This is a genomic window from Streptomyces hokutonensis, from assembly GCF_000376565.1.
GTDB lineage: Bacteria > Actinomycetota > Actinomycetes > Streptomycetales > Streptomycetaceae > Streptomyces > Streptomyces hokutonensis.
In genome coordinates this window covers 50422-76301 of sequence record NZ_BARG01000024.1, presented here as the reverse complement: position 1 = coordinate 76301, position 25880 = coordinate 50422, and the positions used below count along the sequence as shown (strand labels likewise).

At 70.5% G+C, this 25880-nt stretch carries 28 protein-coding genes and 1 pseudogene; 10 read left to right on the top strand and 19 right to left on the bottom strand.

Annotated features, from left to right (window positions below):
• Positions 1-278 precede the first annotated feature (278 nt).
• Positions 279-1112 carry a hypothetical protein gene (locus SSP08S_RS12330; protein ID WP_158697160.1) on the top strand — a complete coding sequence of 278 codons (834 nt, stop codon included), beginning with the start codon at positions 279-281 and terminating at the stop codon, positions 1110-1112.
• A gap of 227 nt (positions 1113-1339) precedes the next feature.
• On the opposite strand, the gene SSP08S_RS61035 is transcribed toward SSP08S_RS12330, so the two are convergent.
• A complete protein-coding gene (locus SSP08S_RS61035) occupies positions 1340-1723 on the bottom strand; it encodes a hypothetical protein (protein ID WP_102133317.1) in 384 nt (127 codons plus the stop codon).
• Between the two features lie 296 nt (positions 1724-2019).
• On the opposite strand from SSP08S_RS61035, the gene SSP08S_RS12320 reads away from it, so the two are divergent.
• On the top strand, positions 2020-2490 hold the full coding sequence (locus tag SSP08S_RS12320; protein WP_019067901.1) for a DUF3618 domain-containing protein: 471 nt from the start codon (positions 2020-2022) through the stop codon (positions 2488-2490).
• A gap of 165 nt (positions 2491-2655) precedes the next feature.
• Here SSP08S_RS12320 and SSP08S_RS12315 read toward each other — a convergent pair whose 3' ends face one another.
• The 13 genes and pseudogenes from SSP08S_RS12315 to SSP08S_RS12255 form a co-directional block, all read right to left on the bottom strand.
• Positions 2656-3924, bottom strand: a complete 1269-nt coding sequence (locus SSP08S_RS12315; RefSeq protein ID WP_019067900.1) for a sulfate adenylyltransferase subunit 1 — start codon at positions 3922-3924, stop codon at positions 2656-2658.
• A gap of 2 nt (positions 3925-3926) precedes the next feature.
• Positions 3927-4864: pseudogene (cysD, locus tag SSP08S_RS55210) on the bottom strand (sulfate adenylyltransferase subunit CysD).
• Entirely contained in the window at positions 4861-5442 is a 582-nt protein-coding gene (cysC, locus tag SSP08S_RS12305; RefSeq protein ID WP_019067898.1) for an adenylyl-sulfate kinase, read from the bottom strand. Before cysC ends, cysD begins: the two are co-directional and overlap by 4 nt.
• Positions 5439-6566 (bottom strand): M20/M25/M40 family metallo-hydrolase, encoded by a 1128-nt coding sequence (locus tag SSP08S_RS12300; RefSeq protein WP_019067897.1) that lies wholly within the window; start codon positions 6564-6566, stop codon positions 5439-5441. Before SSP08S_RS12300 ends, cysC begins: the two co-directional genes overlap by 4 nt.
• A gap of 3 nt (positions 6567-6569) precedes the next feature.
• Entirely contained in the window at positions 6570-7445 is an 876-nt protein-coding gene (locus SSP08S_RS12295; RefSeq protein WP_019067896.1) for a [LysW]-aminoadipate kinase, read from the bottom strand.
• 33 nt (positions 7446-7478) lie between these two features.
• On the bottom strand, positions 7479-8504 hold the full coding sequence (gene argC / locus SSP08S_RS12290) for an N-acetyl-gamma-glutamyl-phosphate reductase (protein ID WP_019067895.1): 1026 nt from the start codon (positions 8502-8504) through the stop codon (positions 7479-7481).
• Positions 8501-9391: a lysine biosynthesis protein LysX gene (lysX, locus tag SSP08S_RS55205; protein ID WP_245607868.1), complete on the bottom strand. Its 891-nt coding sequence runs from the start codon at positions 9389-9391 to the stop codon at positions 8501-8503. Before lysX ends, argC begins: the two co-directional genes overlap by 4 nt.
• A 4-nt stretch (positions 9392-9395) precedes the next feature.
• Complete coding sequence (locus tag SSP08S_RS12280; protein WP_019067893.1) at positions 9396-9572, bottom strand: hypothetical protein; 177 nt, start codon at positions 9570-9572, stop codon at positions 9396-9398.
• Between the two features lie 52 nt (positions 9573-9624).
• Positions 9625-10584 (bottom strand): transketolase family protein, encoded by a 960-nt coding sequence (locus SSP08S_RS12275; protein WP_019067892.1) that lies wholly within the window; start codon positions 10582-10584, stop codon positions 9625-9627.
• On the bottom strand, positions 10581-11420 hold the full coding sequence (locus SSP08S_RS12270; RefSeq protein WP_019067891.1) for a transketolase: 840 nt from the start codon (positions 11418-11420) through the stop codon (positions 10581-10583). The genes SSP08S_RS12275 and SSP08S_RS12270 overlap by 4 nt, the downstream gene beginning before the upstream one ends.
• Positions 11417-12715 (bottom strand): DegT/DnrJ/EryC1/StrS family aminotransferase, encoded by a 1299-nt coding sequence (locus tag SSP08S_RS12265; RefSeq protein WP_026178419.1) that lies wholly within the window; start codon positions 12713-12715, stop codon positions 11417-11419. Before SSP08S_RS12265 ends, SSP08S_RS12270 begins: the two co-directional genes overlap by 4 nt.
• 59 nt (positions 12716-12774) lie before the next feature.
• Complete coding sequence (locus SSP08S_RS12260) at positions 12775-13836, bottom strand: BtrH N-terminal domain-containing protein (protein WP_019067889.1); 1062 nt, start codon at positions 13834-13836, stop codon at positions 12775-12777.
• The gene (locus SSP08S_RS12255; RefSeq protein ID WP_245607867.1) at positions 13826-14422 is read right to left on the bottom strand and encodes a beta-sandwich domain-containing protein; all 597 of its coding nucleotides are present in this window, start codon (positions 14420-14422) and stop codon (positions 13826-13828) included. The genes SSP08S_RS12260 and SSP08S_RS12255 overlap by 11 nt, the downstream gene beginning before the upstream one ends.
• A 248-nt stretch (positions 14423-14670) precedes the next feature.
• On the opposite strand from SSP08S_RS12255, the gene SSP08S_RS12250 reads away from it, so the two are divergent.
• From SSP08S_RS12250 to SSP08S_RS55200, 3 genes are read left to right on the top strand one after another with little or no spacing between them, the layout of a single operon-like run.
• Positions 14671-15426: a sulfotransferase-like domain-containing protein gene (locus tag SSP08S_RS12250; RefSeq protein ID WP_019067887.1), complete on the top strand. Its 756-nt coding sequence runs from the start codon at positions 14671-14673 to the stop codon at positions 15424-15426.
• 32 nt (positions 15427-15458) lie between these two features.
• On the top strand, positions 15459-16007 hold the full coding sequence (locus SSP08S_RS12245; RefSeq protein ID WP_158697159.1) for a MarR family winged helix-turn-helix transcriptional regulator: 549 nt from the start codon (positions 15459-15461) through the stop codon (positions 16005-16007).
• Positions 16008-16015: 8 nt separating this feature from the next.
• Positions 16016-17029, top strand: a complete 1014-nt coding sequence (locus SSP08S_RS55200) for a DMT family transporter (protein ID WP_102133323.1) — start codon at positions 16016-16018, stop codon at positions 17027-17029.
• Here the strand turns inward: SSP08S_RS55200 and SSP08S_RS12235 are convergent.
• On the bottom strand, positions 17008-17667 hold the full coding sequence (locus SSP08S_RS12235; protein WP_281176144.1) for a LuxR C-terminal-related transcriptional regulator: 660 nt from the start codon (positions 17665-17667) through the stop codon (positions 17008-17010). The genes SSP08S_RS55200 and SSP08S_RS12235 overlap by 22 nt on opposite strands.
• A 404-nt stretch (positions 17668-18071) precedes the next feature.
• Between SSP08S_RS12235 and SSP08S_RS12230 the strand changes: the two genes are divergently transcribed.
• Positions 18072-18455, top strand: a complete 384-nt coding sequence (locus SSP08S_RS12230) for a BlaI/MecI/CopY family transcriptional regulator (RefSeq protein WP_019067883.1) — start codon at positions 18072-18074, stop codon at positions 18453-18455.
• A complete protein-coding gene (locus SSP08S_RS12225; protein WP_019067882.1) occupies positions 18452-19345 on the top strand; it encodes a M48 family metalloprotease in 894 nt (297 codons plus the stop codon). Before SSP08S_RS12230 ends, SSP08S_RS12225 begins: the two co-directional genes overlap by 4 nt.
• 20 nt (positions 19346-19365) lie before the next feature.
• Here SSP08S_RS12225 and SSP08S_RS12220 read toward each other — a convergent pair whose 3' ends face one another.
• Positions 19366-20148, bottom strand: coding sequence for a LysR family substrate-binding domain-containing protein (locus SSP08S_RS12220; protein WP_019067881.1), 783 nt, complete (start codon positions 20146-20148; stop codon positions 19366-19368).
• A 58-nt stretch (positions 20149-20206) separates the two neighbouring features.
• Here SSP08S_RS12220 and SSP08S_RS12215 point away from each other — a divergent pair, with 58 nt between their 5' ends.
• Positions 20207-20590: a DUF5997 family protein gene (locus tag SSP08S_RS12215; RefSeq protein WP_019067880.1), complete on the top strand. Its 384-nt coding sequence runs from the start codon at positions 20207-20209 to the stop codon at positions 20588-20590.
• A 40-nt stretch (positions 20591-20630) separates the two neighbouring features.
• Positions 20631-21386, top strand: coding sequence for a GntR family transcriptional regulator (locus tag SSP08S_RS12210; RefSeq protein ID WP_019067879.1), 756 nt, complete (start codon positions 20631-20633; stop codon positions 21384-21386).
• A 15-nt stretch (positions 21387-21401) separates the two neighbouring features.
• Here the strand turns inward: SSP08S_RS12210 and SSP08S_RS55195 are convergent, their stop codons facing one another.
• From SSP08S_RS55195 to SSP08S_RS12195, 3 genes are all read right to left on the bottom strand, one after another.
• A complete protein-coding gene (locus SSP08S_RS55195; protein ID WP_019067878.1) occupies positions 21402-22277 on the bottom strand; it encodes a S41 family peptidase in 876 nt (291 codons plus the stop codon).
• 221 nt (positions 22278-22498) lie between these two features.
• Positions 22499-24139: a 2-trimethylaminoethylphosphonate dioxygenase gene (gene tmpA, locus SSP08S_RS12200; RefSeq protein ID WP_043259413.1), complete on the bottom strand. Its 1641-nt coding sequence runs from the start codon at positions 24137-24139 to the stop codon at positions 22499-22501.
• 114 nt (positions 24140-24253) lie between these two features.
• Entirely contained in the window at positions 24254-24847 is a 594-nt protein-coding gene (locus SSP08S_RS12195) for a TetR/AcrR family transcriptional regulator (RefSeq protein ID WP_019067876.1), read from the bottom strand.
• 152 nt (positions 24848-24999) lie between these two features.
• On the opposite strand from SSP08S_RS12195, the gene SSP08S_RS12190 reads away from it, so the two are divergent.
• On the top strand, positions 25000-25875 hold the full coding sequence (locus SSP08S_RS12190; RefSeq protein ID WP_019067875.1) for an LLM class flavin-dependent oxidoreductase: 876 nt from the start codon (positions 25000-25002) through the stop codon (positions 25873-25875).
• Positions 25876-25880 lie beyond the last annotated feature (5 nt).

Below are 25880 nucleotides of genomic sequence, written 5' to 3'. Positions count from 1 at the left end.
TCGCCCGATGCGGGATTCGACGTGGTCGAGCATCGCGTCCGGCGCACGCTCCAGGCGCCGTTCTCGGCGACGAGAGCGCCGGGAGGCGCCCGCAGGTCTCGCCCGAGCACGGCAGCGGTCCGTTCACCGGAACAGCGCTCGACGGTGGTACCGGCGAATCCCACCGTGGTTCATGCGCAGCCGGCGCCGATCCCGCGCCGTTGCGTGACGTCCGCTGCCGGTCAGCGGCAGGCCGGGCGCGGGCGCGGGTCGGTGTCCACAACCGAAGGGGACATGACTTGAGATCACGAAGAATTCTGGCCCTCGTCGCGACACTTTTCGCGGCCGGGTTACTGTTCGCCACGTCGGCGGCGGCGTTCGCGCCGGTGAACTTCACCCAGCGCTGGGCCAATCTCACCGGTCAGGCGTACGACCAGGTGGCGGGTTCGGTCAGTTGCCCGGCGGGCATGAAGGCCGTCTCCGCGGGAGGAGGCAACGCGAACCTCGCGAGCGTCGGCCTGACACCGAACGGCAGCGGCGCCTTCGTGGTGGGCGTCCTGAACAATCCCAACTACCTCTACCTGCCGCTCGTCGCCGACTGCGTCCCGGCGGCACAACTCGCCGGGAGCACCTCACGGTCGGTGACGTTCCAGGCCCACACCGGGAACGTCGGTGACTACGTCCTGTTCAGCCAGACCGTCACCTGCCCCACGGGGACGTACGCGTTCGGCGGCGGCGGCTACTTCGTGGACAGTTCGGGCTCTCCGACACCCGCGGGTTTCAACATGCAGACCGACGCGCCGACGGCGGACCAGACCGGCTGGTCGTTCGCCACCTTCGCGCGAAGCGGTGTCGACACGCTGGTCGTGACGACGCAGTGCGCGCCCCTGCCGGCCCCCACGCTGGTGTCCACGCCGTACTCCGTCAACGGCTCGGCCGGCGGCTACGGCAACTGCCCCGCCGGACATGTGCCGTTGTCGGGCGGCGCCTCCCTGGACCCGCCCGTCCAGAACAGCAGCCTCGTCTACACGGAGGTCGTCCGGAACACGGCTCCGAACCTCTCCGGGTGGTACGCCTCGGCATCCACCAACTATCCGGGCGTCGTCCTGCGCGTCATCTCGCAGTGCCTGTGAACGGCGTAGCCCCACCCGCGGCACGACGGACAACGCCGCGCGGGCCCGGCCCGTCGGCTGACCGGCTCATGTGACGCCTGCCCTGGTCCCGCCGGCCCCGTACGGGGCCAGGGCAGCCTGGACAGGGTGCCGGTCCGCAGGGTCTGACGCGTATATACGGGAGAGCGGTCGCGGAGGGCTACGGCGAAGTCTGGCTGCGAGGTTGCGTCCACGGGGACCGGGGGCTGTCACGGTGGCGTCGTACGGCCCGGTCGGGCTGGGGGCGCCGCAAGAGAACCGTGTGGTGATCGAGTTCCCATGTGCCCCAAGTGCGCCTCGGGCTGCGGAGGTTCAGGGACGGCGCGCATGCCGACGAACGGGTTGCGCCAGAAACGGGGCCTGGGGGTGCGCCAGTTGCGCCGCAGGGCGAGGACGCGCAGGCCGAAGGCGAGGGCGGCGGCCGGGGCCGTCCACTCGTCGAGGAGTTGGAGGTGATGCAGGACAGTGACGCTGAACAGGCCCAGGGCCGCCGCGTCGAAGAGGTCGAACGCCCTCTCGTGACGCTGCGGGCGCGCGCTGAGGAAGACCACCAGGCCGCCGACGATCGGCGCGCAGCAATAGCCCGGGGGCACTGAACGCCACGGGGCGTACGCCCATCACCGGCAAAGGCCAGGATGCCCACCAGATTCATCACGTACTGCACGATGCCTATCACGCCCTCGAACGACATCCGCGCGCTCCTGTCCTTGCGGCACCGTCTGCGTGCATCGTGCGCGCTCGACGGCCGCTGCACCCGCGCTCCCGCGCGCCCCTGCCCAAGGCGGTGAGGCGCCGTTGCCCGGGTACACGGACAGAGGATCAAACGGTGGCAGGAGAAGGCCGACAGCGTCGAGGCCGACGTAGCCGAAATCAGGGAGAAGGCACAGCGATGACCCAGGACAAGCCGCACACCGGCGACGAGGCAGCACCCTCCGCGGAGGAACTGCGCCAGCAGGTCGAGGCGACCCGCGAGGAACTCGGCGAGACCGTCGAGGCGCTCGCGGCCGAGGCCGATGGCAAGGCCCGCGCCCGGGAGAAGACGGACGCGGTCAGGGAACAGGTCGGGGAGAAGGCGGCACAGGCCAAGGCCCAACTGCGGGACACAGCGGCACGCGTGGTCCATGAGGTGCAGGACAGGACACCGGAGCCTGTGCGGGCGAAGGCCGCCGCGGCCACGGAGCAGGTCCGCGACAAGGCGGCTCACGCCGGTCGGCTCGCCTGGGAGAAGACCCCGGAGCCGGCCCGCGAAAAGGCCGGCCAAGGTCTGCGGGCGGCACGCGCCAACAGCGCCCCGCTGCTCGCCGCGGCGGGCGCGTTCATCGCGCTGCTGCTCATCCGGCGCTCCAGGAAACACCGCTGAAAGCGAGCAGCTCCGGAACCGGCTCGGCCACGACGACACCCCCAACTCAACCTACGAACAGCGCACTTGGCCCGGCTGACCACTGCCCCCGGCGTCCCCCGCAACCCGAACCCGGGCGAACACCGACAAGCAGCCGGCCTCCAGAAGGAAGACACGTTCCTGACCTCACCGATCGGCAGCCGCGCACATCCCCGCCGCGAGGACGGCCCCGTCGGCGGGACTGATCAGGAGGAAGGAACCGGTGAGGCGGGAGTCGGCGTACGCGTCGAACGGCAGTGGCTCGGCGGTGTGCAGCACCATCGAGCCGATGTCGTTGACGGCGAACTCACCGGGGTCGGTCTCGCGGGCCAGGCCATGGGTGAGGTCGATGCGGTGCGGGAGTTCCCGTACGACGGCCTTGACGGTACGGGTGCCGTGTTTGAGCAGGACACGCGAACTTACTTTCAGCGGACGCTCGTTGAGATGACAGACCGTGGCCTGGACGTCCTGCGTGGTGGCCGGTGCCTGCGCGCTGGGAGCGATGAGGTCACCGCGTGAGATGTCGAGGTCGTCCTCGAGGAGAAGCGTCACCGACTGCGGCGCCCGGGCCCGGTCGACCGGCGTACCGAGGGCGTCGATACCGGTGATCGTGCTGGTGAGACCGGACGGCAGGACGGTGACCGGGTCGCCGACGCGCAGCACACCGGAAGCGATCTGCCCCGCGTATCCCCGGTAGTCGGGGTGCTCGGCGCTCTGCGGACGGATGACGTACTGCACGGGGAAACGGGCCGCCGCACTCGCGAGAGCGGTGCCGACGGGAACGGTCTCCAGGTGTTCGAGGACGGTCGGCCCGCCGTACCAGTCCATGTGCGCGGACGGTTCCACGACGTTGTCGCCGGCCAGTGCCGAGATGGGGATCGCGGTGATCTCGGGTATGCCGAGTTCGCTCGCGCAGGCCGTGAACTCCTCGGCGATGGCGGCGAACACGGGCTCGCGGTAGTCGACGAGGTCCATCTTGTTGACGGCGAGGACGACGTGCGGGACGCGCAGCAGCGCGGCGATCGCGGCGTGGCGGCGGGTCTGTTCGACGACTCCGTTGCGGGCGTCGACGAGGATCACCGTCAGCTCGGCCGTGGAGGCACCCGTCACCATGTTGCGGGTGTACTGCACATGGCCGGGGGTGTCGGCGAGGATGAACCGGCGACGCGGGGTGGCGAAGTAGCGGTAGGCGACGTCGATGGTGATGCCCTGTTCGCGTTCGGCGCGCAGGCCGTCGGTGAGCAGTGCGAGGTCGGGGCCTTCCTGGCCTCGGTTCGCCGACGCCCGCTCCACGGCCTCCAGTTGGTCGGTGAGGACCGACTTGGAGTCGTGCAACAGCCGTCCTACGAGCGTGGACTTGCCGTCGTCGACGGAGCCCGCGGTGGCGAAGCGCAATGTGCCGATGGTGGTCCCCATGATCAGAAATACCCCTCGCGCTTGCGGTCCTCCATGGCGGCCTCGGACAGCTTGTCGTCGGCCCGGGTGGCGCCCCGCTCCGTCAGCCGGGAGGCGGTGATCTCGGTGATGACCTGCTCGACGGTGACGGCGCCGGAGTCGACCGCGCCGGTGCAGGACATGTCGCCGACGGTCCGGTACCGCACCTGACGCTTCTCGACCGTCTCGCCGACACCCGGCCCGCCCCAACTCCCCGGTGTCAGCCAGAGTTCGCCCCGTCGGAAGACCTCCCGCTCATGGGCGTAGTAGATGTCGGGGAGGTCGATGCCCTCGCGTGCGATGTACTGCCAGACGTCCAGCTCGGTCCAGTTGGACAGCGGGAACACGCGGACGTGCTCGCCGGGCGCGTGCCGAGTGTTGTAGAGATTCCACAGCTCGGGCCGCTGGCGGCGCGGGGTTCCCACTGCGAGAACTCGTCCCGCAGCGAGAACACCCGCTCCTTCGCGCGTGCCTTCTCCTCGTCCCTACGACCGCCACCGAAGACCGCGTCGAAGCGCTCGCTCTGGATCCTCTCCGTCAACGGCACGGTCTGGAGCGGATTACGGGTCCCGTCGGGCCGTTCCCGCAGCACACCGCGGTCGATGTAGTCCTGTACGGAGGCCACATGGAGGCGCAACCCGTGCTTTTCGACCGTGCGGTCCCGATATTCAAGGACCTCGGGGAAGTTGTGTCCCGTGTCCACATGCAGCAGCGAGAAGGGAACCGGCGCCGGAGCGAACGCCTTCAACGCCAGATGCAGCATGACGATCGAGTCCTTGCCGCCGGAGAACAGAATCACCGGCCGCTCGAACTCACCCGCCACCTCACGGAAGATGTGGACCGCCTCCGACTCAAGGGCGTCCAGGTGCGGCAGTTGATACGGGTTCTCCGTGCCGGCCGTGTGCTTGGCGGCGACAGTCATGCCAACTCCTTTCGCACGAGCAGCGCGTGCAGCGCGTCCACTGATTCGACGACCCGCTGGGCGTGTGCGTCGATCCGCAGATCGGGGTGGGCGGGCTCCTCGTAGGGGTCGTCCGCGCCGGTCAGTCCGGAGATCCGGCCGGCCGCCTGCTGGGCGTACAGGCCTTTGACGTCGCGCTCCGAGCAGACCGACGCCGGTGTCGCGACATGCACCTCCAGATACCTCGTCCCGGACTTCTCGTGGCGGCGGCGGACTGAGGACCTGGAGTCCGCGTACGGCGCGATCACCGGCACCAGGACCATCACCCCGTTGCGCGCCAGCACTTCCGCGACCAGGCCGATCCGCTGGACGTTGAGATGCCGGTCCGCGCGGGAGAAGCCGAGCCCGGCCGACAGGAACCTGCGGATCTCGTCGCCGTCGAGCACCTCCACCCGCCGCCGGTCGTGGCGCAGTCGCTCCGCCAGCGCGGCGGCGATGGTGGACTTGCCCGCGCTCGGCAGCCCCGTCAGCCATACGGTCGCGCCGGGCCAGCAGGTGCAGAACTCCGGCTTCGCCAGGACCGGTTGCCCAACGCTCATGACGCACCCCCGAGTTCACCGGCGGCACCGGCCCGCAGGGTGGTCAACTCGCCCAGTGCCGTGGACAGGACGGCGATACCGCGCAGGTAGTCGTCGACGAGGATGTGCTCCTCGTCGGAGTGGTCCAACGCGCTGTCCCCGGGGCCGTAGGTCGCCATCGGGATGTCCCAGACCTCGGCCAGGGTGTTCATGTCGGAGGTGGCGGTCTTCAGCGTCGGCCGGGGAGTCCCGCCGAGGCCCCGGATCCCCGCGCTGAGAGCGCGCGCCACCGGCCCGCGCCGCTCCGCCTCCACCGCCCGCACCCCGTTGACGACCGCCAACCTGCCGTCCCTGCCCCGGACTTGGTCCCGTTCCCGCAGAGCGGCGACGAACCCGTCCTGGTCGAACCCGACGGGCGTACGGATGCTCACGTACAGCTCCGCACCGGTGAGGTCCCCGCGCATCCCCACCAGGGTCGCGCCCGGGGTCGCGAACGAGGCGTGCCCCTGCTCGGGTCCGAGCAGCTCCAGCACGTCCTGCCAGAACGCGGCGGCGGATTCGGTGGCCTTCTCGACCGGGTTGCTCGGGTGCGTGGCGGGGCAGGCGACCCGGTACTCCAGGTCCAGCTTCCCCTTGTACCCGATGACGATCCCCGGCCACCCGCTGGGCTCCCCCACGATCAGCGCGTCCGGCCGCGCGAGGGTCCGCCCGATGTGCACCGCTCCACGCGACCGCGGGGTCTCCTCCTCCACGACTCCCACGACCACGAGCTGTCCGGGGAAGTCGCGGTGGGCGGCGACCGCGCGCACCATGGCCGCGAGGGGCCCCTGGGCGTCGGCCGCGCCACGGCCGTGCAGTCGGCCGCCTTCGAGGTGTACGGCCAACTGCCCCGGGACGGTGTCCATATGGCCCAGCAGCATGATGCGCGGGCCGGCGCGGACCGGGGTCTCGCCGATCACGTTGCCCGCGTCGTCGATGCGGGCGGTGAGTCCGAGTCCCCTCATGACGTCGGCCAGATGACGAGCCAACGGGCCTTCCTCGCCGGACGGGGAGGGGATCTCCAGCATGGACCGCAGCATGTCGACGGCGGCGCCGGGATCGGTGCCTGCGAGGGCGGCGGGCGGGACAGCGGTTTCGGTGATCATCGGTCACTCCCTGTCTATTCCGGGCAATTCCTGTTCCTGATCGGGTTGTTGACTGGACGTCAGTCGTACGTCCGTCCCGGCGCCGCGCAGCGCCTCACCGACGGCCCCCTCGCTCCGCCCGTCGGCGACGGTCACCTGTCCGACGCCGCCGAGCAACGCCTCCCGGGCGGCGACGAGTTTGAGCGCCATACCGCCCCGGGCGAACTCCCCCGGCGCGCCCGCCCTGGCCACTTCGCAGTCGGCGAGCACGCTGTCCTCGTCGTCCGGGTCGGCGAGCACACCGGCCGCTCCGGTGAGCAACACCAGCTGGTCCGCGTCGAGTTCGGCCGCGAGCGCCGCCGCGACACGGTCGGCGTCCGCGTTGACGGGCGCACCGTGCTCGTCGGAGGCGGGCGGCGACACGACGGGGACGTACCCGTGCGCGAGCAGGGTCGCGATCAACTCCCCGCGTACTGCCTCGATCCGGCCGCTGTGGTCGTCGCGCACGACCACGGTGCGCCCGTCGACGACCGCCTTCTGTCCCTTCTTGCGACGGGTCAGCACGAGTCCGCCGTCGAGACCGGTGAGGCCCACGGCGGGGATGCCCCTGCCCAGCAGCTCGCTCACGAGCTTCGGCTTCACCGAGCCGGCCAGCGCCAGCGTTACCACGGCCAGGGTTGCTTCGTCGGTGTGCCGGGCCGAGACCCCGTCGGGCGAGACCAGGCGCCGCTGCGGTACGTCGAGTTCGCCGGCCAGCCGGTCGATCTCGGCCGATCCGCCGTGCACCACCACGAGACGGTGGCCCTCCTTCACCAGACCGGCGACATCCGCGCAGATACCGGCGGCGTTCACATCGCTGTTGCCGCCGCATTTGACGACGACCAACCGGGGCGCGCCCATGGTCGGTTCTCCCTTCACGCTCGTGCACGGTCCTCACACCGGGTGCAGCCCGGGGAAGGACAGTCCGTACGATTCGGGCCAGCCCATGCGTACGTTGAGGCACTGCACGGCGTTGCCCGCGCCGCCCTTGACGAGGTTGTCGAGGGCGGCGACGACCACCAGGCGACGCGACGCGTCGTCCCATGCGTGGCCGATGTCGCAGTAGTTGGAGCCGAGCAGGATCTTGGGCTCGGGATAGCGGTACGTGCCCCGCTTGTGGGCCACCAGGCGGACGAACGGCTCGTCGGCGTAGGCCTCGCGGTACGCCGCCCGTACGGCCCGCTCCTCGACGCCCTCCGGCACCTCGGCGTGGCAGACGATCTGCACGCCCCGCACGGCCTCGACTCCGGTCGCCGTCATCCGGGCGTCGAGGCCGGTGTGCTGGGCGACTTCGGCCTCATGCCGATGGGTGGCGGGCGCGAACACCCTTAAAGCGCCGCTGCGTTCGGCGTGCAGGTTGGAATCGCCGGCGGAGGCGCCCGAACCGCTGGATCCGGTACGGCCGTCCAACAGCACGGGCGAGAGCGCGAGTTGGCGGGCGGCCAGCGGGTGCAGTGCGAGGATCGCGGCGTTCGCCATGCAGCCCGGGACACTGATCAGCCGTGCGGTGCGCAGCCGGTCGCGGTGCAGTTCCGGTATGCCCGGGACGAACCGGTCGAGCAACTCCGGTGCCTCGTGCGGCACTCCGTAGTAGCGCCGGTACACGTCCGGGTCGCGCAGCCGGAAGTCGCCCGAGAGGTCGATCAGCAGGTCCGTGCGGTCCGCCCAGTGCCGTACGAGATCCACGGTGGACCGGTGCGGGGTGGCCAGGAGGACCACGTCGCAGTCGTCGGCCCGCTCGGGGGTGGTGAAGGTGAGGTCGGTCGCCGAGCGGAGGTTGGGGTGGACGCTGTCGAGGCGTTTGCCGGGGAAGCGGGACGACACGGCGGCCGTCAGCTCCACCTCGGGGTGGCCGAGCAGCAGCCTGAGCAGTTCGCCGCCGATGTATCCGGCGGCACCGAACACCGCGGCCCGGATCATGCGTCCACCCCCCTGCCAGTTCCCCTGTCTGTCCCCAACACCAGGCGCTCCACGATGACTTCGGCGACGTCGACGCGGCCCTCGTGTGCCTCCTGGAAGCCCTTGAACTCCACTCCGTGGTTGACCTCGAGGACCTGGAGGCCGCCGTCCGCGTCCTCGACGAGATCGACTCCCGCGAGGTCCGCGCCGGTCTCCCGGGCCGCGGTCGCCGCGAGTTTGGCGAGGTCGTCGGTGAGGGGGCAGGCCGTGGTCGTCGCGCCGCGTGCCACGTTGGTCCGCCAGCCGTCCGACCTGCGGTACATGGCGCCGATCGGAGCGCCGCCGACGACGATCACTCTGATGTCTCGGTCGGGCTTGTCCACGTACCCTTGCAGATAGGCCAGTTGGGCCAGCGGCGACGGCAGTGCCTCGCTGTACTCAAGCACCGTGCGCAGCGCGGCGGCGTCCGGGAGCAGGGCGACCCGCCTGCCCCAGGAACCCACCAGGGGTTTGAGGACCACCGGATAGCCGATCTCCTCGGCCGCCTCCTCCGCGGCCTGTGCCGTGAGGGCGAGGGCGGCGGGCGGTGCGGGGATCCCGGCGGCGCGCAGCGCGAGCGAGGTGCGCCACTTGTCTCCGCACGTCTCGATGGCCGTGGCGGAGTTGACGACGGTGACGCCGGCGGACTCGTAGGTGAGGGCCGCGTAGAGGGCCTTGGTCGCCGAGATCTCCCGGTTGAGCACCAGGTCCCACGGCGGCGGGGTGTCGTGCAGGTGGTGTTGGACGGTCCGGGTGTCGATGGTCGTACAGGGGACGCCCCGGCGGTCCAGGGCCTCCAGGAGGCGCTTCTCCTCGAAGCGCATCCTGGAAGCCAGCAACGCCGTCCTGGGCGCTGTGGAGGAGACCACCGCGTCACTCCCCCCAGTCCTCTTCGACCTCGGGGGCCAGGGCGAGGAGCAGCGGCGCGGTGGCCACGACCTCCAACTCGCTGCGGCACTCGGGACATTCGATGACCTCGCTGGCGCGGACGGTGTCACCGACGTTCACCGGGCCGTCGCACTCCGGGCAGGTCTGGGTAGCGGTCGTCATGAACTCGCCTTTCTCTGTTGGGTGTTGATGGGGCTTGGGTGGTGACGGATCGTCAATTGGCTTCGAGGGCGGCGGTCACGGCGGCTGCGGTGCGCGCGGCCGTGATGCCGTAGTGGTCGAGCAGGTGCTCCTGGCCGCCGACCGTGTCCGAGAACTGGTCCGGCATCCCGATCCGCAGCACGCGCACCGGCTGCCGTTCGGCCAGGGCCTCGCAGACCGCGCCGCCGAGGCCGCCACTGCGCCAGTGCTCCTCCACGGTGACGACGAGCGAGGCGCCCGAGGCGGCCGTGCAGAGGGACTCGGTGTCGAGCGGGCTCAGGGTGTGCATGTTGAGGACGGCGGCGGAGACGCCCGACTCGCCCAGCAGACCGGCGGCTTCGGTGCAGGCGGCCACCGGGTACGGGCCGCAGCCGACGAGGACGACATCGCCGCCCTCGCGCAGCCGCTGGGCCCGGCCGATGACCATCGGCTCGTCGCCCGGGACGGCCGGGGTTGCCTTGCGGCCCAGCCGTACGTAGAGCGGGCCCGGCAGGTCGAGGCTCTGCTCGACCACGGCGGCGGTGGCGGCGGCGTCGGCGGGCACGACCACCGTCATGGTGGGCAGTGTCCGCATGACGGCCAGGTCCTCCAACGCGTGGTGCGTGGGCCCGAGATGGCCGGCGGCGAGGCCGCCGTGCGTCGCCATGATGCGTACGGGCAGCGCGGGATAGGCGATGTCCACCTTCACGGCCTCCAGCGCCCGCGAACTGGCGAAGCCCGCCATGGTGTTGACGAACGGCATGCGCCCACCGAACGCGAGGCCCGCGGCGATGCCCATCAGATTGTGTTCCGCTATGCCGAGGTTGAGGTACCGCTCGCCCGCCGCCTCGATGTGAGCGGCGCCGAACAGCCCGGTGTCGGTGTCCAGGCACATCAGCCGGGGATCGGTCCCGAGCAGCGGGATCAGCCGGTCGCGATAGGCCTCACGGGTCACGGCGGGAGCCGCTGGGGCAGGGGCCGCAGTGGTGGTCACCCGGTGTCCTCCTTCCTTGAACGGCCCAGTACGGCACGGGCCTTGGCGTGGTTGCGCGCGGAGAAGGTGACGTAGTGGCACGCGGTGCGCCCCTCCAGGAACGGCAGACCGCGGCCCTTGACGGTGCGGGCGATCAGGACGCTGGGGCGGCCCGGTTCCCACGGCGCCGTGCCGAGGGCGCGCACCAGCGCCGCGAGGTCGTGGCCGTCGGCCTCCTGGACGGCCCAGCCGAAGCCGCGCCAGCGGTCGGCGAGGGGTTCCATGGCGGCGATGGAGTCCGTGGGACCCGTCAGCTGAAGGGAGTTGCGGTCCACGACGGCGACCAGCCGGTCAAGTCCCAGTGAGGCAGCACCGATTGCCGCCTCCCACACCGAGCCCTCCTGGAGTTCGCCGTCGCCCATGAGGACGAACGTCCTGCTGTCGCGGCCGTCCAGGCGTGCGCCGAGGGCGAAGCCGCAGCCCAGCGCGAGGCCGTGGCCGAGCGACCCGGTGGCCGCCTCGACACCGGGCACCGCGCGGACCGGGTGGCCCATCAGCCGGCTGCCGGGGCGGCCATAGCTCGCGAGTTCGTCGACGGGCAGGAAGCCGCGCTCGGCGAGGGTCGCGTACAGGCCGACGGCGGCGTGCCCCTTGCTGAGCACGAAACGGTCCCGCTCGGGGGCGTCGGGCCGGGCCGGATCGACGTTCATGACGTCGAAGTAGAGGGCGGTCATGATGTCGGCGGCCGAGTACGCGCCGCCGAGATGGCCTCCCTCCGGGCCCGCGCACATGTCGGCGATGTGCTCGCGGACACGGGTGGCGCGCTCGCGCAGTTCAACGGGACCGGCCGCCGTCATGCGCTCACCCCCGCGAACTGCCCCACCACGTCGAGGTGTTGCCAGGCCTTCTCGAAGGCGTCGGCGTAATGGTCGAGGAGTTCACCGCTGCCGGGGTTGAGATGCCGTTTCTGGAGGGTGAAGGAGTCGCGGAGGACGGCACGGGTGACAGGGTGGTGGTCGTCGTGCACAGGCGGGGCCGCGTCCTCGAGTGCCGCCCAGGGATAGCCGTGTCCGAAGCCCGTCCGGTCCCGGAAGACCGTCTGGTCCGGCAGCGGCATCAGCTGGTAGCGCGACATCGGTACCCCCTCCGCCCGCAGCACCCGCCGCAGCGCGTCACGGAAACGCTCCGGAGTGGCACCGGGCAGACCGGCGGCGGCCGGGTCGAGGCGGAAGCGCAGGATGTGCCAGACATGGGTGGTGCCGGGCGGCGCGGTGGGCACGGTCAGGCCCGGCAGCTCGGAGATCCGGTCCAGGAAACGGGTGATGGTGCCCTGCCGGGAGCGCTCGTAGTCGTCGAAACGGGCCAACTGCGCCCGGGTGAAGGCCGCTTGGAGGGCGTTCATCTTGTGGTTCCAGCCGAGCCGGTGGGAGACGTAGTCGCGGTCCCTGCCGCTCTCGATGTCCTCCCCGAACTGCCGTGCCCGGCGCGCGGACTGCGCGAGCCCTGCGTCACCGGTCACCAGCAGACCGCCCTCCCCGCAGGTGGGTATGTTCTTGGTGACCTGGAGGCTGAACGCCCCCATGTCCCCCAACCCGCCCACGGGACGCCCCCGGTACGTCGCTCCGGGCGCCTGCGCGGCGTCCTCGATCACGGCGAGGCCGTGCCGGCGCGCGATCCGCTCGATCCGGTCCATGTCGGCGGGGGCGCCGTGCAGATGGACCGGGATGATCGCGGCGGTCCTCGGAGTGATCCGCCGCTCGATGTCGTCCGGGTCGATGTTGAAGGTCACCGGGTCGATGTCGGCGAAGACGGGCACGGCCAGGTTGTGCAGCGGGGCGAGTCCGGTGGCGATGAAACTCAGCGCGGGGACGATGACTTCGGCGCCCGGTCCGACGCCGAGAGCGGCCAGGGCCAGCGAGAGCGCCGCGGTTCCGTTCGCCACGGCGACACAGTGACCGTGGCCGAACCGCTCGGCCCACTCGCGCTCCAGCAGACTCACCGGTGTCTCACCGTCGGTGTCGGAGACCAGCCGACCGCCGTCCAGCGCGTCGAGCACGGCCTTGCGGTCGTCGTCCTCGATCACCGGCCACTCGACCTGGCGCCGTGCCGGTGGTACGGCGGCTGTTCCGCCCAGTACTGCGAGCTTGCTCATGTCGTCCTCTCGGCTCGGCTCGGCGTCGGTCGTCGAAGTGGTGTGCGGTGAGCGGGAGTTCACAGTTCGTCCAGGGCCCGCTGGACGGATTCGACCGCCTCGGTGTGGCGCCAACGCAGGACTCCCGCGTGCCGGCGCAGGTCGTCCGCCGCGGCGGCCGGGTCGTCGAGTCCGTGGGCGGCGGTGATCCGCAGCGGGGTCCACGCGTGGGCCACGCTCTCCACGGCCCGCCCGGCTCCCGCCAGCGCCGGTGACCGCCACGCTGCCCCGCGGTCGCGCAACAGCTCGCCGTGCAGGGCGGCTTGGGCCTGCATGCCCCAGCCGAAGGGGTACAGCTCCTGCAGCGCGCGCACCTCACCGGCCCGCGCCCGGAAGGTCGACTCGCGGAGAAAGCCGTCGAGTCCGGCCAGTCCACCGAGTCCGGCGACCGTGCCGGGGTCCTCGAACCGCTCAAGGTTGGCCCGCAGCCAGCCGGCGAGTCGCTCGGGACCGGGGTCGGCGCCACCGCCTCGGAGGGATCCGACCGACACGGACAGACAGCGGCGGCTGATCTCCGAATCGCTGAAGAACGCGTCCTGCCGGTCCTGCGGGTTCGCGGATCCCCAGCTGTTCAGGAAGTCGTCGAGCGGGATCGGCCCCTGGAACGCGGGCGGCATCGCGTCGGAGACATGGACAAGACCGCGCCGCTCGTCGAGGCCGTGGACGACGAGCAGATGTGCGGCATGGACATCGCCGAAGGCGGGCCTGAACGGGAGGAAGAAGTTGTCCACGGCGGCGATGACCAGCCGCCGCTCCGCCATCGCCTCGCGCAGCTCGCGCAGCGGATCGTCCGGGTCCGCCGGGCACCACCACGAGGAACTCACGTCGTGGTGGGGGAAGAGGCTGCGGCCCAGGTCGCCCTCGTGGCGGCAGGGGTAGTAGAACTCCTCCGACCGCACGTCGTTCGGGATGTACAGGAACTCCCAGCCGGCGCCGAGCGCGACCAGCGGGTTCATCCCGGCTCGGGCCAGCACCGACGCGAAGGTGGACTGGAGGCAGCTGATCGGGTCCCGGTACCAGAGGACGGGTGCCTCGGTCGGTACGGGGTCGGTCACCGCGGGCGTCGCGAAGTCACTGGTCATGGCCGGCCTCCGGGACCGCGGTCCGTTGCAGAGTGGCGGCGAAGACATGGACGGCGGCATTGCGCGGCAGCCGGAATCCGCTCAGGTCGGCCCGGCGGGTGACGGGGACGCGTTGGGACCACAGCATGGCCGAAACGCCCCGCTGGACATGGTGCGGATAGTGCATCGTCGGCGTCGCGAACGCGGTTGTCTCGCCGAACCACGCGGGTGCGGCCCAGAAGTCCGAGACGCGCAGCCACTCGGGATCGACGCTGCCGTCCGCGAAGTGCATCTCCACCGCGTCCTCGGCCCGCCGTTCGGACGCGGTCAGCAGGTGCAGCCAGTCGAAACGCCCCGCCTCGACCGCGATGAACTGCCCGTCGCAGCGCGCATTGTCGTCCCCCACCCCCACCCGCGGAAAACGGAACGGAACACCGCCGACGCTCACCGGAGCACCCGATTCCGGCAGGTGTTCCGCCGGGAACGAGTTGCCCCAGACATTGAACGCACCTCGCGAGGTGTGCCCGGCGGCGGAAATACCGACATTGTTGGCGTACGGCGCCATGTCTACGGCGCGATAGGCCGAGCCGGCCGAGGTATCGATCACGATCACTCCCCTGCTCGTAGGGACCTGCTCAAAGGAATCTCGACTCCGTGGAGTCAAACACCCGCAGCGCCCGGCCACCTCCCCGAGACGATTACATCGCCGTGCCAATTTCGAGGACGGCAACGACCGTGCGGCCAATAATCCGACGAAGGACCGCAGCTCACGCCGTAATCAAAATGATGACGCCGGACGCACCCTTCAACAACGCACGACCTCGGTGCTACGGTCCAAAAGCGAAAGGAGGACCGATGAACAATTCGGACCCGACCGGGAATCCGCGCATTATCGCGATGTGGAGCGCACCCCGATCCCGTTCCACGGCGTTCCTCCGCATGATGATGGAACGCGAGGATCTCACCACGCTGCACGAGCCCTTCTCGCACCTGGCGGACTTCGGTTCGACCGAGGTCGCGGGACGCGCGATCGAAAAGGAGACGGAACTGATCGAGGCCATCCGTGAACTGGCCCGGACCACTCCGGTCTTCTTCAAGGACACGACGGACTTCCGCTTCCCGGAGGTGCTGGCGGACCACCGCTTCCTGACGGAGGCCCGGCACACGTTCATCATCCGGAAGCCGGACGAGGTCATCGCCTCCCACTACGCGCTCAACCCCGATGTCACGGCCGACGACATCGGCTTCGGGCGACTGCACGAACTGTTCGAGGCGGTCGGTACGGCGACCGGGGACGTACCCGTGGTGGTGGACTCCGACGATCTGCTCGACCGCCCCGCCGAGACCGTCAGGGCGTACTGCGACCGGGTGGGCCTCCCTTTCCTGCCCGACACGCTGAACTGGGAGACCGGGATGCGCGAGGAGTGGCGCAGGGCCCCGCAGTGGCACCAGGACGCGGGCCGGAGCGCCGGCTTCACCCGCGCCGCCCGGGAGTACGAGTTCACCGTGGACAACCATCCGACGCTGGCGGACTTCCACCGCCGGCAGCTGCCGTACTACGAGGCGCTGTACCGGCACCGCCTGTCACCGCAGGGCCAGCCTCACCGTTGACACTCATGCATGACTCATGCATGGTCGATGGTATGGACGCTTCATCGGACGGTCGTACCGGGAACCTGCTGGGAGCTCTGGTCACCGCGCTGGGCGACGCGCAGCGGGTGGCGAGCGAGAGCACGTCCGGGCAGAGCGGGGCCACGCCGGCCGCGCTCACGTACCTGTTGCAGGAGCCCGGCGCGGGCATCGACCGGATCTCCGGGCCGCTCGGTCTGACGCAGTCCGCGGCCACCCGTCTGGTGGACCGGCTCGAACGCGACGGCAAGGCACGCCGGGAACCGGGTGCCAACGGCCGGAAGGTGGCCATCTTCCTCACTCCTGAGGGAACACGCGAGGCGAAGCGGCTACTGGAGCTGCGCGGCGGCCTGATGGATGACGCGATGTCCGTCCTCGGGCCGCGCGAGAGAACGGTGCTGACCGGTTTCCTGGAACGGATGCTGGCCCATCTGACGACCGACGCCGATCACGGACAGCGCATCTGCCGCATGTGCGCCCTGGACGAGTGCCCCAAGCAGTCGTGCCCGGTCGACACGGCGGCCGGCCGCGCGGTCGTCATCCCGACGAAAGGACCGCCATGAACGGCGTCATGAGCGACCGGCTCCGGCTCCGTCCGGCGCGCGACAACGCGGCGCACAGCAGGTTACGGCTGATCGCCGTGGTCGGGCTGCTGCTCGTCACGGCCGTCTGGGGCGCCACATTCCTGGTCGTCAAGGACGCCACCGTGGGCATGCCCGTCTTCGACTTCCTGACCTGGCGGTTCGCGCTCGCCGCAGTGGTGATGGCGGCGATCCGCCCGTCGGTCGTACGGCGTATCGACCGGGGCACGCTGGCGCGCGGCGCGGGTGCGGGATTCCTGCTGGGGATGTCGTACATCCTCCAGACCCTCGGCCTCCAGCACACATCCGCGGCCGTCAGCGGATTCCTGACCGGTCTGTTCGTGGTGATCACGCCTCTGCTGGCCTGGGCGCTGTTCCGCCAGCATCTGTCCCTGACGGCCTGGACAGCTGCCCTTACGGCGGCTGGGGGCCTGGCGCTGATCACACTCAACGGCGTCTCGTTCGGCTCCGGGGAGACACTCACCCTGCTGTGCGCGGTCTTCTTCGCGCTGCACCTGCTGGCGCTGGGCCGCTGGTCCCCGGGCCGGGACGCCTACGCCCTCACCGTGGTCCAGCTGACGACGGCGTCGCTGATGTGCCTGATCGGCGCGGCCCCTCACGGTGTACGACCGCCCCAGAGCGGCAGCACCTGGTCGGCGGTCCTCGTCACGGCGGTGCTGGCCTCGGCGTTCGCGTACATGGTGCAGACGTGGGCGCAGAAGCATGTGACCGCGACGCAGGCCGCGGTGGTCCTGACCATGGAGCCGGTCTTCGCGGGCCTGTTCGCCGTACTCGTCGGCGGCGAACGCCTCACGGTCTCCACGCTGGTCGGCGGGGTGCTGGTGGTGACGGCGATGTTCCTGATCGAGGTGCCGGGTTCGGAGTCGGCGGAGCCCGAGGAATCTGAAGGATCCAAGGGATCCGACGAACCGTCGGCCGGGTCGGACGCGGAACAACCGCGAGGTGACTCTCGCAGCGGCTCTCAGAGCAGGCCGGCGCTATGAGCGAAGGAGACGAGCTGAGCGCGGTCCCGCACGTTGAGCTTGTGCCGCAACCGATAGATGTGGGTACGGACGGTCGCCGAGCCGATGACGAGCTTCGCCGCGATCTCCTCGATCGGCAGCCCCTCCCCCACGAGCACGAGAATCTCCCGCTCGCGCGGGGTCAGTGACTCGACCTGGGGATCCGGGTCGCGATCCGGCCCGAACTCCCGGCTCCTGAACCAGCGGACGAGCCGTCCGGTCACATGGGGCGCGAGCATGACCTCGCCCCTGGCCGCCGCCCTGACCGCGGTGAGCAGCATTTCGCGCCCGGTCTCCTTTTCCAGGAGGGTGATCGCTCCGGCCCGTAACAGAGTCTCGATGACCCGGTCCGTCATATCGCTGGCGAAGACCACGACCCCGGGCCGCCCGTCCCGCTCCTGCGCGTTCTCCCGGATCACCCGGTGAACGAAGTCGATCCCGTCCATGCCTTCTGGATTGAGGTCGGTTATCAGCACGTCCGGCTTTAATTTCCGGGTCATCACGAGACATTCGACAGCACTGCCGGTCGCGGAGACTCTCGCCACGTCCGGCGCCTCGGAAAGGAGCGACTTGAGGCCGTCCCGCACGACAGGAACCGAATCGCACACGAGCACTGTCATTGCCATTGATCCGCGTCTCCCGACTCTCCCGCAACATTTTCCGACACCGACGGCCGACATAATTTGTTAACGAGCATAAGATTAAAAGTTACACGGTCGCAACCAAGTGCGTGCAAAGGCATGCCACCCGCGAAGTGAATCGACAGGAAAATCGCGGAACGGATGGATTCGGCGATCGCCGATCATGCCGGCGCCCGCCACGGACAACGGCGACAGACAACGAACATCGGCCGATTCTCTGCTGCCCCATCACCCGGCCGACACGCTCTCCGGAATCGGCACCATAGAATTTCGGCCACCGAAAGATCGCAAAGCCGGTCGCGCGGTCACGCCCGCCGGATCGGGAAAATACCTTCGTCGGCAGGCGATGCGTGGTGCACCCTACAGACTGTAAGGTGACGCCCATGGCTGGCACAGACCCGCGGGCCCGGGCGGAACGGCGCAGCGCCGGTGAGCTGGAGAGCGAGGTCCTCGCCGCGCTCTGGGCGACCGACCGCCCCCTGACACCGGCCGAGATCCAGGCCGAGATCGACGGCCCGCTCGCCTACAACACCGTGCACACGATCCTCAAGCGGCTCTACGACAAGGGGCTCGTGCTGCGGGACGCGGACGGGCGGCGCGGGGCGTACCGACCGGCGAAGAACGCGGCCGAGCTGACCGCCGAGGCGATGCACGAGGCGCTGGACCGGGGGCCGGATCCGATCGCCGCGCTCCAGCAGTTCGTGAGCGGACTGCGGCCCGAGGAGGAGAAGGCGCTGCGCGACCTGCTGGCCGGGGGCGCGGGATGAGGTTCGACGTCTACACGCCGTTGCCGCTGTCGCTGCTGCTCGCCGTGATCAGCCCGGCGATCGGCAGCCGGGTGGCTCCGGCGCTGGCCGCGCGGGTGCTGACCGCCGCCGCCGTGGTGACCGCGGCGGCCACCTGCTGGTCGCTGTTCCTGCTGGCGGCGACGCTCGTGGGGGACGCTCCGCCGGTCGTCGCCGAGGCCCGGCAGGACGGACACCGGCTGGCCGAACCGGTGCCCGAGGTCATCGGGATCGCGGCCTGTGTCGCCCTCGCCGTGCTCCTCGTGTCCGTCCAGGGCGCCGTGAGCGCCGACCGCCGTACGCGACGGGCCCTGCGGCGGCTGTGCGAGGGGCACCCGGCGGACACCGAGCTGATCGTCGCCGCCTCCCCCGAGCCGCAGGCGTTCGCCATCCCCGGCACACCTGGCCGGATCCTGGTCACCGCGGGCATGCTGAGCGCCCTCGAGCCGGCGGAGCGCCGGGTCCTGCTCGCCCATGAGCGCGCCCATCTCGCCCACCGGCACGCCCTGTTGGTGACCGCGACGACGCTCGCCGCCGCGGCCAACCCGCTGCTGCGACCTGTGCGGGGCACGGTCGCGTTCCTGGTGGAACGGTGGGCCGACGAGCGCGCGGCGGACGCGGTCGGCGACCGCGCCACCACCGCCCGCGCCCTGGCCCGCGCCGCCCTGAGCTCCGAACACCCGCGCCCCGCCTGCGCGTTGGGCTTCACGGACCGTGCGGTCACGCGGCGGATCGCGGCGCTGCAGGCCTCCCCGCCGCCCCGGCTGTTGCCGCTCGCCGTGGCAGTCCTGGCTCTGGGCGCGCTGCCCGCGCTGGGTGCGGCGGACGCGACGGACGATCTGTTCCGGATGCTGGCGGGAGTACTCGTCTAGGCGGCGAGGGGCAGTTGCCGTCAGCGGCCTCGGGGCTTGCCGCGCTTGGTTCCCTTGGCGCCGCCGGAGGAGCCGCGCGGATTCTTGCCGGTCGCGCCGGTCCTGCCGGTCGTTTTGCCTCCAGAGGGCTTGCGACGCGCCGGGGCCGCTTCGGTGCGCTTCCCCTTCGTCTTCGGCTGGGCCGGTGGCGGGGTACGGCCCCGAGTGCTGTTGACCGTACGGCCCCGGACGATGCCGATGAAGTCCTCGACGAGGTCGGTGGTCGCGTCCTCGGGCCAGGACAGGGCGACGTCCGACTGGGGGGCGTCCACGACGGTCCGGTAGGTGAGGTCCTTGCGGTGGTGCAGCCGGGCCAGGGACTGGGGGACGTAGAGGATGCCGATGCCGGACGCCACGTGGTCGATCGCGTCCTCGGTGGTCGCGGGACGCTCGAACGCGGGCTCCCCTGGCGGTTGTTCCCAGCCGAGGACGTCGTCGAGGGGGTGCAGGACCACCTCGTCGGCGAGCTCGTCGAGGGACACTTCGTCGGCCGCCGTCACGATGTGGTCCTTGGGAGCCACGGCCACGGTCGCCTCGGTGTAGAGGGGGATCGCGCTGAGGACCGTACGGTCGACCGGCAGCCGTACGAGTCCGGCGTCGGCCTCGCCGCGCCGCAGTACGTCGGACGCCTCGGCGGCCGGGACCGGTACGAGGACGAGGGGGACGTCGGGCCGGCGCTCGTTCCAGATCCGCACCCACTTGGCGGGCGTCACCCCGGGGACGTACGCGAGCCGGAACGTGGGGGATGCTTCCGAGCCTGTCACCCCGCAAGGTTACCCGCCGTGGTCGGAGGCCTCTTACACGGTCGATACTCTTGACGGTATGAGTTCGCACCAGACCACCCAGACGATGAAGCCCGCCACGGCGGCGAAGAAGCTGGGTGTGTACCTAGAGGCCACACCCGCCGAGTTCCAGGAGGGTGACGTCTCCCGCGCCGAGTTGAACGAGCTGCAGGCGAACCCGCCCCAGTGGCTGCGCGAGCTGCGTGCCAACGGTCCGCACCCGCGCCCGGTCGTCGCGGCCAAGCTCGGCGTGTCCATCGCCGGTCTCGCCCGCGGCGGGGTCACCGAGCCGCTCACCACCGAGCAGATCGAGGCGCTGAAGAAGGAAAGCCCGGAGTGGCTGGAGAAGGAGCGCGCCACCCAGGCCGAGGTCCGCAAGGAAGCCGAGCGGATCAAGAACAAGAAGAACGCCGACAACGACTGACGGCCGCGGGGCGCAGGCGCTCAGGACGGAGACGCGCACGGTGACGGGGAAGTCGCTCGCGTTGTACCGGCAGGTGGCCGCCGACCTGGGCCGGGAGATCGGCGAGGGCCGCTACGGCTCCGGTGGACGGCTGCCCGCCGAGGGCGAACTCGCCGAGCGCTACGGCGTCTCCCGGGGCACGGTCCGCCAGGCGATGGCCCTGCTGCGCACCGAGGGCCTGATCGCCTCGCGGCGCGGCACCCGACGCGTCGTGATCGGAGCGCCGAGGCCCCAGAGCTTCGGCGAACTCCTCAGCTTCACGCGTTGGGCGCGTTCGACGGGTGAGGAACCGGGCGGCCGGATCGTCGCCGCGGAGACCCGCCCCGCCGACGCCACCGAGCGCGAACGGCTGCGGCTGCCGGCCGGGGCCGAGATCCACGCGGTACGGCGGCTGCGGACGCTCTCGGGGCGCCCCGTGATGGTGGAGCGCACCGTCTACCCGTCCGCCGTGGGCGAGTTGATCACCGGGCTGCCCCCGGACACCGTGTCGCACACCGTGGTCCTGGAGGATTCGGGGGTGCTGTTCGCGGACGCCCAGCACACCATCGACCTGTGCCTGGCCGACGCCGAGGACGCCCGCCTGCTCGGCTGCCGGCCCGGCGATCCGCTGCTGCGCGAGCGGCGCTGCAGCACCGACCCGGCGGGCACCCCGATCGAATGGTCCGAGGACCGCTATCTGCCGGAGACGGTGGCCTTCACCGTCCACAGCTCGGCCACGTCCGGCTCGTTGGCCCGACGGTCGGCGGACGAGGCGTGAGAGCGGCGATCCAGATCAGGCTCGTGCACAGGCGAACTGCTCGAGCAGCCAGTCCTGGGCTGCGCGCAGGACGTCGTCGCGGGCACGTGCCAGCGGGTTCCTGGCGATCTCCTCGTCCGGTGGGATCGCCGCGTCGTAGGTACGGCCCGTTCGGTCCGCGTCCCTGACTTCCGTCAGGGTTATCAGGGCGGCGTCGGACAGGCGGTACACCTTGTTGCCCGTGGGGACACCCCTGGTCGGTGTGCCGAAGGAGCGGGTGTTGGGACGCCCGCGGAAGGCCACCACGACCGCCTCGCCCGCGCTGGCTGTTCCTTGACTGGTCAGGACGGCGACCGGCGGGCTGCTCCTCGCGACGGGCCGGGCGTCGTCCCAACCCTTCGATATTCCGTCCAAATAGGGGGCACCGTTCTTGATCGACCAGGTGTACTTCTTGCCGCCGGCATCCACGAACATGCCGACCTTGCCGTCCCCCAGGATGGGTCCCACGACGGCCAGCACCGGCCACATGCCGCCGCCCGTTTCGTTGCGCAGATCGACCACCCAGCCGCAGGCGCCGTTCTCGTCCGCCTTCGCCACAGCCGCTCGACCCCGCCGTACGTACTGGTCGTACGCCTCCTGGGATCCCCGCGCCCCGGGAAAGGACAGGTAGCCGATCCCGTTCTTCAGTGAACGGCCCTCCAGCTCATGGAGATCAGTCGCGGAGGATTCCAACTGCTCCTTGGCCAGCTCGGGCTCCGCGAAGCTGCTGTGGGCGTCGCCCAGGCCCTGCAATGCCGAAGCGATCGCCCCGTAGGTGTCCGCCGGCTTCCGCGCACCGCGTGCCTGCGCGAACGCCTTGCTCCGCAGGTCCGTCCAGTCGACCTTGCGCCGAAGGAGCGAGTGCTCCTCCATGATGTCCAGGGCCTTCTACAGATACGTCCGCGCCACGGGCGCCATGTCGTCGTCCGTCGAATCCTGCGAACGGCTCGTACATCCCGTCGCCACGAGCATTCCGGCCAGCCCCGCACAGGTCGACATACGCCCTACCCGTCCCCACCCCACCGGTCCCCCAGCCTCTCGAAGCAGAAGGCAACCTTAAGACCGACGATCAACTACCGAGCAACTCCCTTACGTCACCGACTGGTTCGCAACAGGCTCATGAGCAGGGCCCGGAAGTGCGCGAAGTCCGGAGTCGTTGCCCCGGGGTCCTTGGCCTCGTCGTCCCAGCGGCGTACCGCGATGCCGTCGGCCGCGTGGGGACTCGCCTCGTATTCGGCGGTCTCGGCCGGCGGCATCGGGCCGCCCTGGATCTCCAGGGTGTGCACCGAGGCCGGGGAGAGGCGGTCGAAGTAGTCCGGTTCGACCGCGCACAGATACCGCTTCGCCGCCACGTGCAGCCGGATCGGCTCGGTGACCTCGGGGCCGAACCACTCGGCCAGCCGGTCCGCCCCGGTGTGGCTGTGCCGGTTGTCGATGCCCTCCTCCATCAACTCCGCGCCGCTGACCGGTCCGTGGAAGTGGCCGAGGTCGTGCAGCAGCGCGGCGACGACGAGTGCCTCGGACGCGCCCGCTTCCTCGGCACGGGCAGCGGCCTGGAGCATGTGCTGTGCCATCGTCACCCGCTCGCCCAGGTACGCGCTCGCGCCCTCCCCCTCGAAGAGTTGGGCCAGTTCCTCGATGAACTCCCCCGCTGCTACGGCCTCTTGGCGGCGCAGTACGGCCAACGTGCCCGCCAGCCCGTCGAGGTCGGCGTAGGTGCCCTGGAGGTGTCGGGCGCCGCTCTCCTCGAAGGCGGTGCGTGCGTGCAGCAGTCGTACGTTGTCGAAGATGAGGCAGTCGCCGGGCAACAGCCGGAATTCCAGCTGGAGTTCGGGGCGCAGGGTGATTTCGGCGAAGGTGCGGTAGGCCCGGTAGAAGGATGCCAGTTCGCCGACGGGGAGCGACAGGGTGCCGATGGAGCGGTTGTTGAAGCGCACCTCGCGGATGCGGCCGAGGCCGTCCACGTCGATCAGCGGGCGGTCGGCGGCCAGTTCGGTGTGCGCGTCGCCGAAGCGGAACGGCACCGGTGTACGGGTCAGCACCGCGAACGCCTCCGGGTCCTCGGCGCGCAGCAGTGCGGCGGCCTTGAAGCCGTCCACCAGACCGGAGTCGCCACCGGCCGCCGCGTTGGTCAGGCAGTGGAGCAGTTGGAGGGTCGGCACCGGGTCGCGGTACGGGTTGTCGGTGTGCGGGGTGATCCGGGCGCCGGTGAAGGCGAGGTTGTTGGGGTCCGGTTCGACCCGTACGTCGAAGAGCCGGCCGTAGTTGGTCTCGCGGACGTAGCCGAAGGTCCCGGCCACCTCCAGCACCTGGCCCTCGCGGCACGGCACCTCGCGCAGCAGGGCGAAGCCGAGCCCGATGACCGACTCCAGCACCCGCGCCTTGACCACCGGGTCGCTCAGATACTCCGCCCAACTCGCCTCGGGGAGACGGTCGTTCAGGTCGACGGCGGTCCACAGCGTCTTGCCGTTCTCGGCACGCCGGTCGCCGGGGCCACCCCCTGCGCCGGGCGCGTTGGCGGTCAGCCAGTGCGCGGAGTACGTGGACCGGTGGCCGTCCGGTGCCCAATCGACCTCGACGCCGTCCTGGGTCCGGCGTACGGCGTCCAGCGCGAGGTCGGCGGGCAGCTCGGTGATCTGGAACAGCTTCTGGCCGTTGCGCGGGTCGCGGCATCGGGGGCAGGGGCAGTTGTCCCGCAGCCACATGAGCGGAAGGTCTTCTACGGACTGTGACATCGCCATCACTCTCTCACCAAGTTGTACAGCCAACTTTTCGGACAGAGCGAACGTCTCAGCGCCGGATGAGCGAGAGGTGACGCACCGGCCACCGGCACATGAACCAGCTCGATGTCAGTCCGGCAGCAGGCGCAGGCCCGAGACGAGGACGTCGACCAGCCGGAGCGCGTCGTAGCGGTCGTCGCCCTCCGCGCCGACGCACAAGTTGCCGACGCCGCGCATGAGTTCGTAGGCGGTCAGGTCGGACCGGACCTCACCGGCCGCGGCCGCCGCGTCGAACAGTTCGGCGCACACGGGCAGGAGGCGGTCGAGGAAGTAGGAGTGCAGCGACTCGAAACCGGCACTGTCGGACCGCAGCACCGAGGCGAGTCCGTGCTTGGTGACCAGAAAGTCGACGAAGAGATTGATCCACTCTCGCAGCGCCATGTACGGACTTGCACTGCTCGCCAGCAGCGCCGGGCCGGCTTCGGCGCAGGCCTCGACCTGGTGGCGGTAGACCGCGATGACGAGATCCGCGCGGGTCGGGAAGTGGCGGTAGATCGTGCCGAGTCCGACACCGGCCTCGCGTGCGATGTCGCGCACGGGCGCGTCCACGCCGGACGCGACGAAGACCTTGGCAGCGGCGTCGAGAAGGGTCTCCTTGTTGCGCCGGGCGTCTGCCCGCTTGGACTGGGCCACCCCGCCCACACCTGCCTCGTTGTCGCTCACCGCGCAGTTCCTCCACCACTAGAGCTTGCTAAGCGGAACAAGGTTCCGTATCGTTTTCCGGAACAGCGTTCCGCTTGCTCATGATGCCAGAGCACAAGCCGGACGACCAAGCCATGCCTGCCACCACGTGTTGCCGAAGGACGGAAGGCGCCATGCCCCGCACACCCCGAACCACCTTCGGAATCATGACCGCCCCCATGCAGGTCGACTACCACGACATCCTCCGCGTCTGGCAGGAAGCCGATACCGTGCCGGAGATCGAGCACGCCTGGCTGTTCGACCACCTCATGCCGATCGGCGGCGACCCGGACGGACCGGCCTACGAGGGCTGGACGCTCCTCTCGGCGCTCGCCGCGCAGACCCGCCGGCTGCGGCTCGGCGTGATGGTGACGAGCAACCGTTTCCGGCCGCCCGCGCTGCTGGCCAAGATCGCCACGACCGTCGACATCGTCTCCGGCGGACGGCTCGACTTCGGCATCGGTGTCGGCTCCCGCCCGGACCATCCGCTGGCCCGGCGCGAGTACGCGGCACACGGCCTCCCCTTCCACGACTCCGGGCACGCGGTGGCGAGCCTCGCCGAGGCCTGCACGCTGATCCGGCGGCTGTGGACCGAGGAGCGGCCCTTCGACTTCCACGGCACCCACCACCACCTCACCGGAGCGTTCGGCAACCCCAAGCCCGTCCAGCGCCCCCACCCCCCGATCCTCATCGGCGGACGCTCGGCCGCGACCCTCCGCGTGGTCGCCGAGCACGCCGACCTGTGGAACATCCCCGGCGGCGACATCGCGGACGCCATCGCCCGCAGCGCGCTCCTCGACCGCTACTGCGCCGACATCGGCCGCGACCCCGCCTCCGTCACGCGCTCGATCCATCTCTCCGTGTCCTACGACAAGCCGGAGGCCACCAGGGACGCGATCCGCGAGGCGGTGGACGCGGGCTTCCACCACGTCGTCCTCGGACTGCCGGCGCCCTACCCCGCCGGTGTCGCCCGTTGGGTCGCCGACGAGCTGATCGACAAGGCCGTCTGAAAGTC

What these genes read in the sequence shown, in the direction of transcription:
- SSP08S_RS12320 (WP_019067901.1), top strand. Translation starts at nt 2,020, where the DNA reads ATGACCCAGGACAAGCCGCACACCGGCGACGAGGCAGCACCCTCCGCG.
- SSP08S_RS12315 (WP_019067900.1), bottom strand. Translation starts at nt 3,924, where the DNA reads ATGGGGACCACCATCGGCACATTGCGCTTCGCCACCGCGGGCTCCGTC.
- cysC (WP_019067898.1), bottom strand. Translation starts at nt 5,442, where the DNA reads ATGAGCGTTGGGCAACCGGTCCTGGCGAAGCCGGAGTTCTGCACCTGC.
- SSP08S_RS12300 (WP_019067897.1), bottom strand. Translation starts at nt 6,566, where the DNA reads ATGATCACCGAAACCGCTGTCCCGCCCGCCGCCCTCGCAGGCACCGAT.
- SSP08S_RS12295 (WP_019067896.1), bottom strand. Translation starts at nt 7,445, where the DNA reads ATGGGCGCGCCCCGGTTGGTCGTCGTCAAATGCGGCGGCAACAGCGAT.
- argC (WP_019067895.1), bottom strand. Translation starts at nt 8,504, where the DNA reads ATGATCCGGGCCGCGGTGTTCGGTGCCGCCGGATACATCGGCGGCGAA.
- SSP08S_RS12280 (WP_019067893.1), bottom strand. Translation starts at nt 9,572, where the DNA reads ATGACGACCGCTACCCAGACCTGCCCGGAGTGCGACGGCCCGGTGAAC.
- SSP08S_RS12270 (WP_019067891.1), bottom strand. Translation starts at nt 11,420, where the DNA reads ATGACGGCGGCCGGTCCCGTTGAACTGCGCGAGCGCGCCACCCGTGTC.
- SSP08S_RS12265 (WP_026178419.1), bottom strand. Translation starts at nt 12,715, where the DNA reads ATGAGCAAGCTCGCAGTACTGGGCGGAACAGCCGCCGTACCACCGGCA.
- SSP08S_RS12260 (WP_019067889.1), bottom strand. Translation starts at nt 13,836, where the DNA reads ATGACCAGTGACTTCGCGACGCCCGCGGTGACCGACCCCGTACCGACC.
- SSP08S_RS12250 (WP_019067887.1), top strand. Translation starts at nt 14,671, where the DNA reads ATGAACAATTCGGACCCGACCGGGAATCCGCGCATTATCGCGATGTGG.
- SSP08S_RS12245 (WP_158697159.1), top strand. Translation starts at nt 15,459, where the DNA reads ATGGACGCTTCATCGGACGGTCGTACCGGGAACCTGCTGGGAGCTCTG.
- SSP08S_RS55200 (WP_102133323.1), top strand. Translation starts at nt 16,016, where the DNA reads ATGAGCGACCGGCTCCGGCTCCGTCCGGCGCGCGACAACGCGGCGCAC.
- SSP08S_RS12235 (WP_281176144.1), bottom strand. Translation starts at nt 17,667, where the DNA reads ATGACAGTGCTCGTGTGCGATTCGGTTCCTGTCGTGCGGGACGGCCTC.
- SSP08S_RS12230 (WP_019067883.1), top strand. Translation starts at nt 18,072, where the DNA reads ATGGCTGGCACAGACCCGCGGGCCCGGGCGGAACGGCGCAGCGCCGGT.
- SSP08S_RS12225 (WP_019067882.1), top strand. Translation starts at nt 18,452, where the DNA reads ATGAGGTTCGACGTCTACACGCCGTTGCCGCTGTCGCTGCTGCTCGCC.
- SSP08S_RS12215 (WP_019067880.1), top strand. Translation starts at nt 20,207, where the DNA reads ATGAGTTCGCACCAGACCACCCAGACGATGAAGCCCGCCACGGCGGCG.
- SSP08S_RS55195 (WP_019067878.1), bottom strand. Translation starts at nt 22,277, where the DNA reads ATGGAGGAGCACTCGCTCCTTCGGCGCAAGGTCGACTGGACGGACCTG.
- tmpA (WP_043259413.1), bottom strand. Translation starts at nt 24,139, where the DNA reads ATGTCACAGTCCGTAGAAGACCTTCCGCTCATGTGGCTGCGGGACAAC.
- SSP08S_RS12190 (WP_019067875.1), top strand. Translation starts at nt 25,000, where the DNA reads ATGCCCCGCACACCCCGAACCACCTTCGGAATCATGACCGCCCCCATG.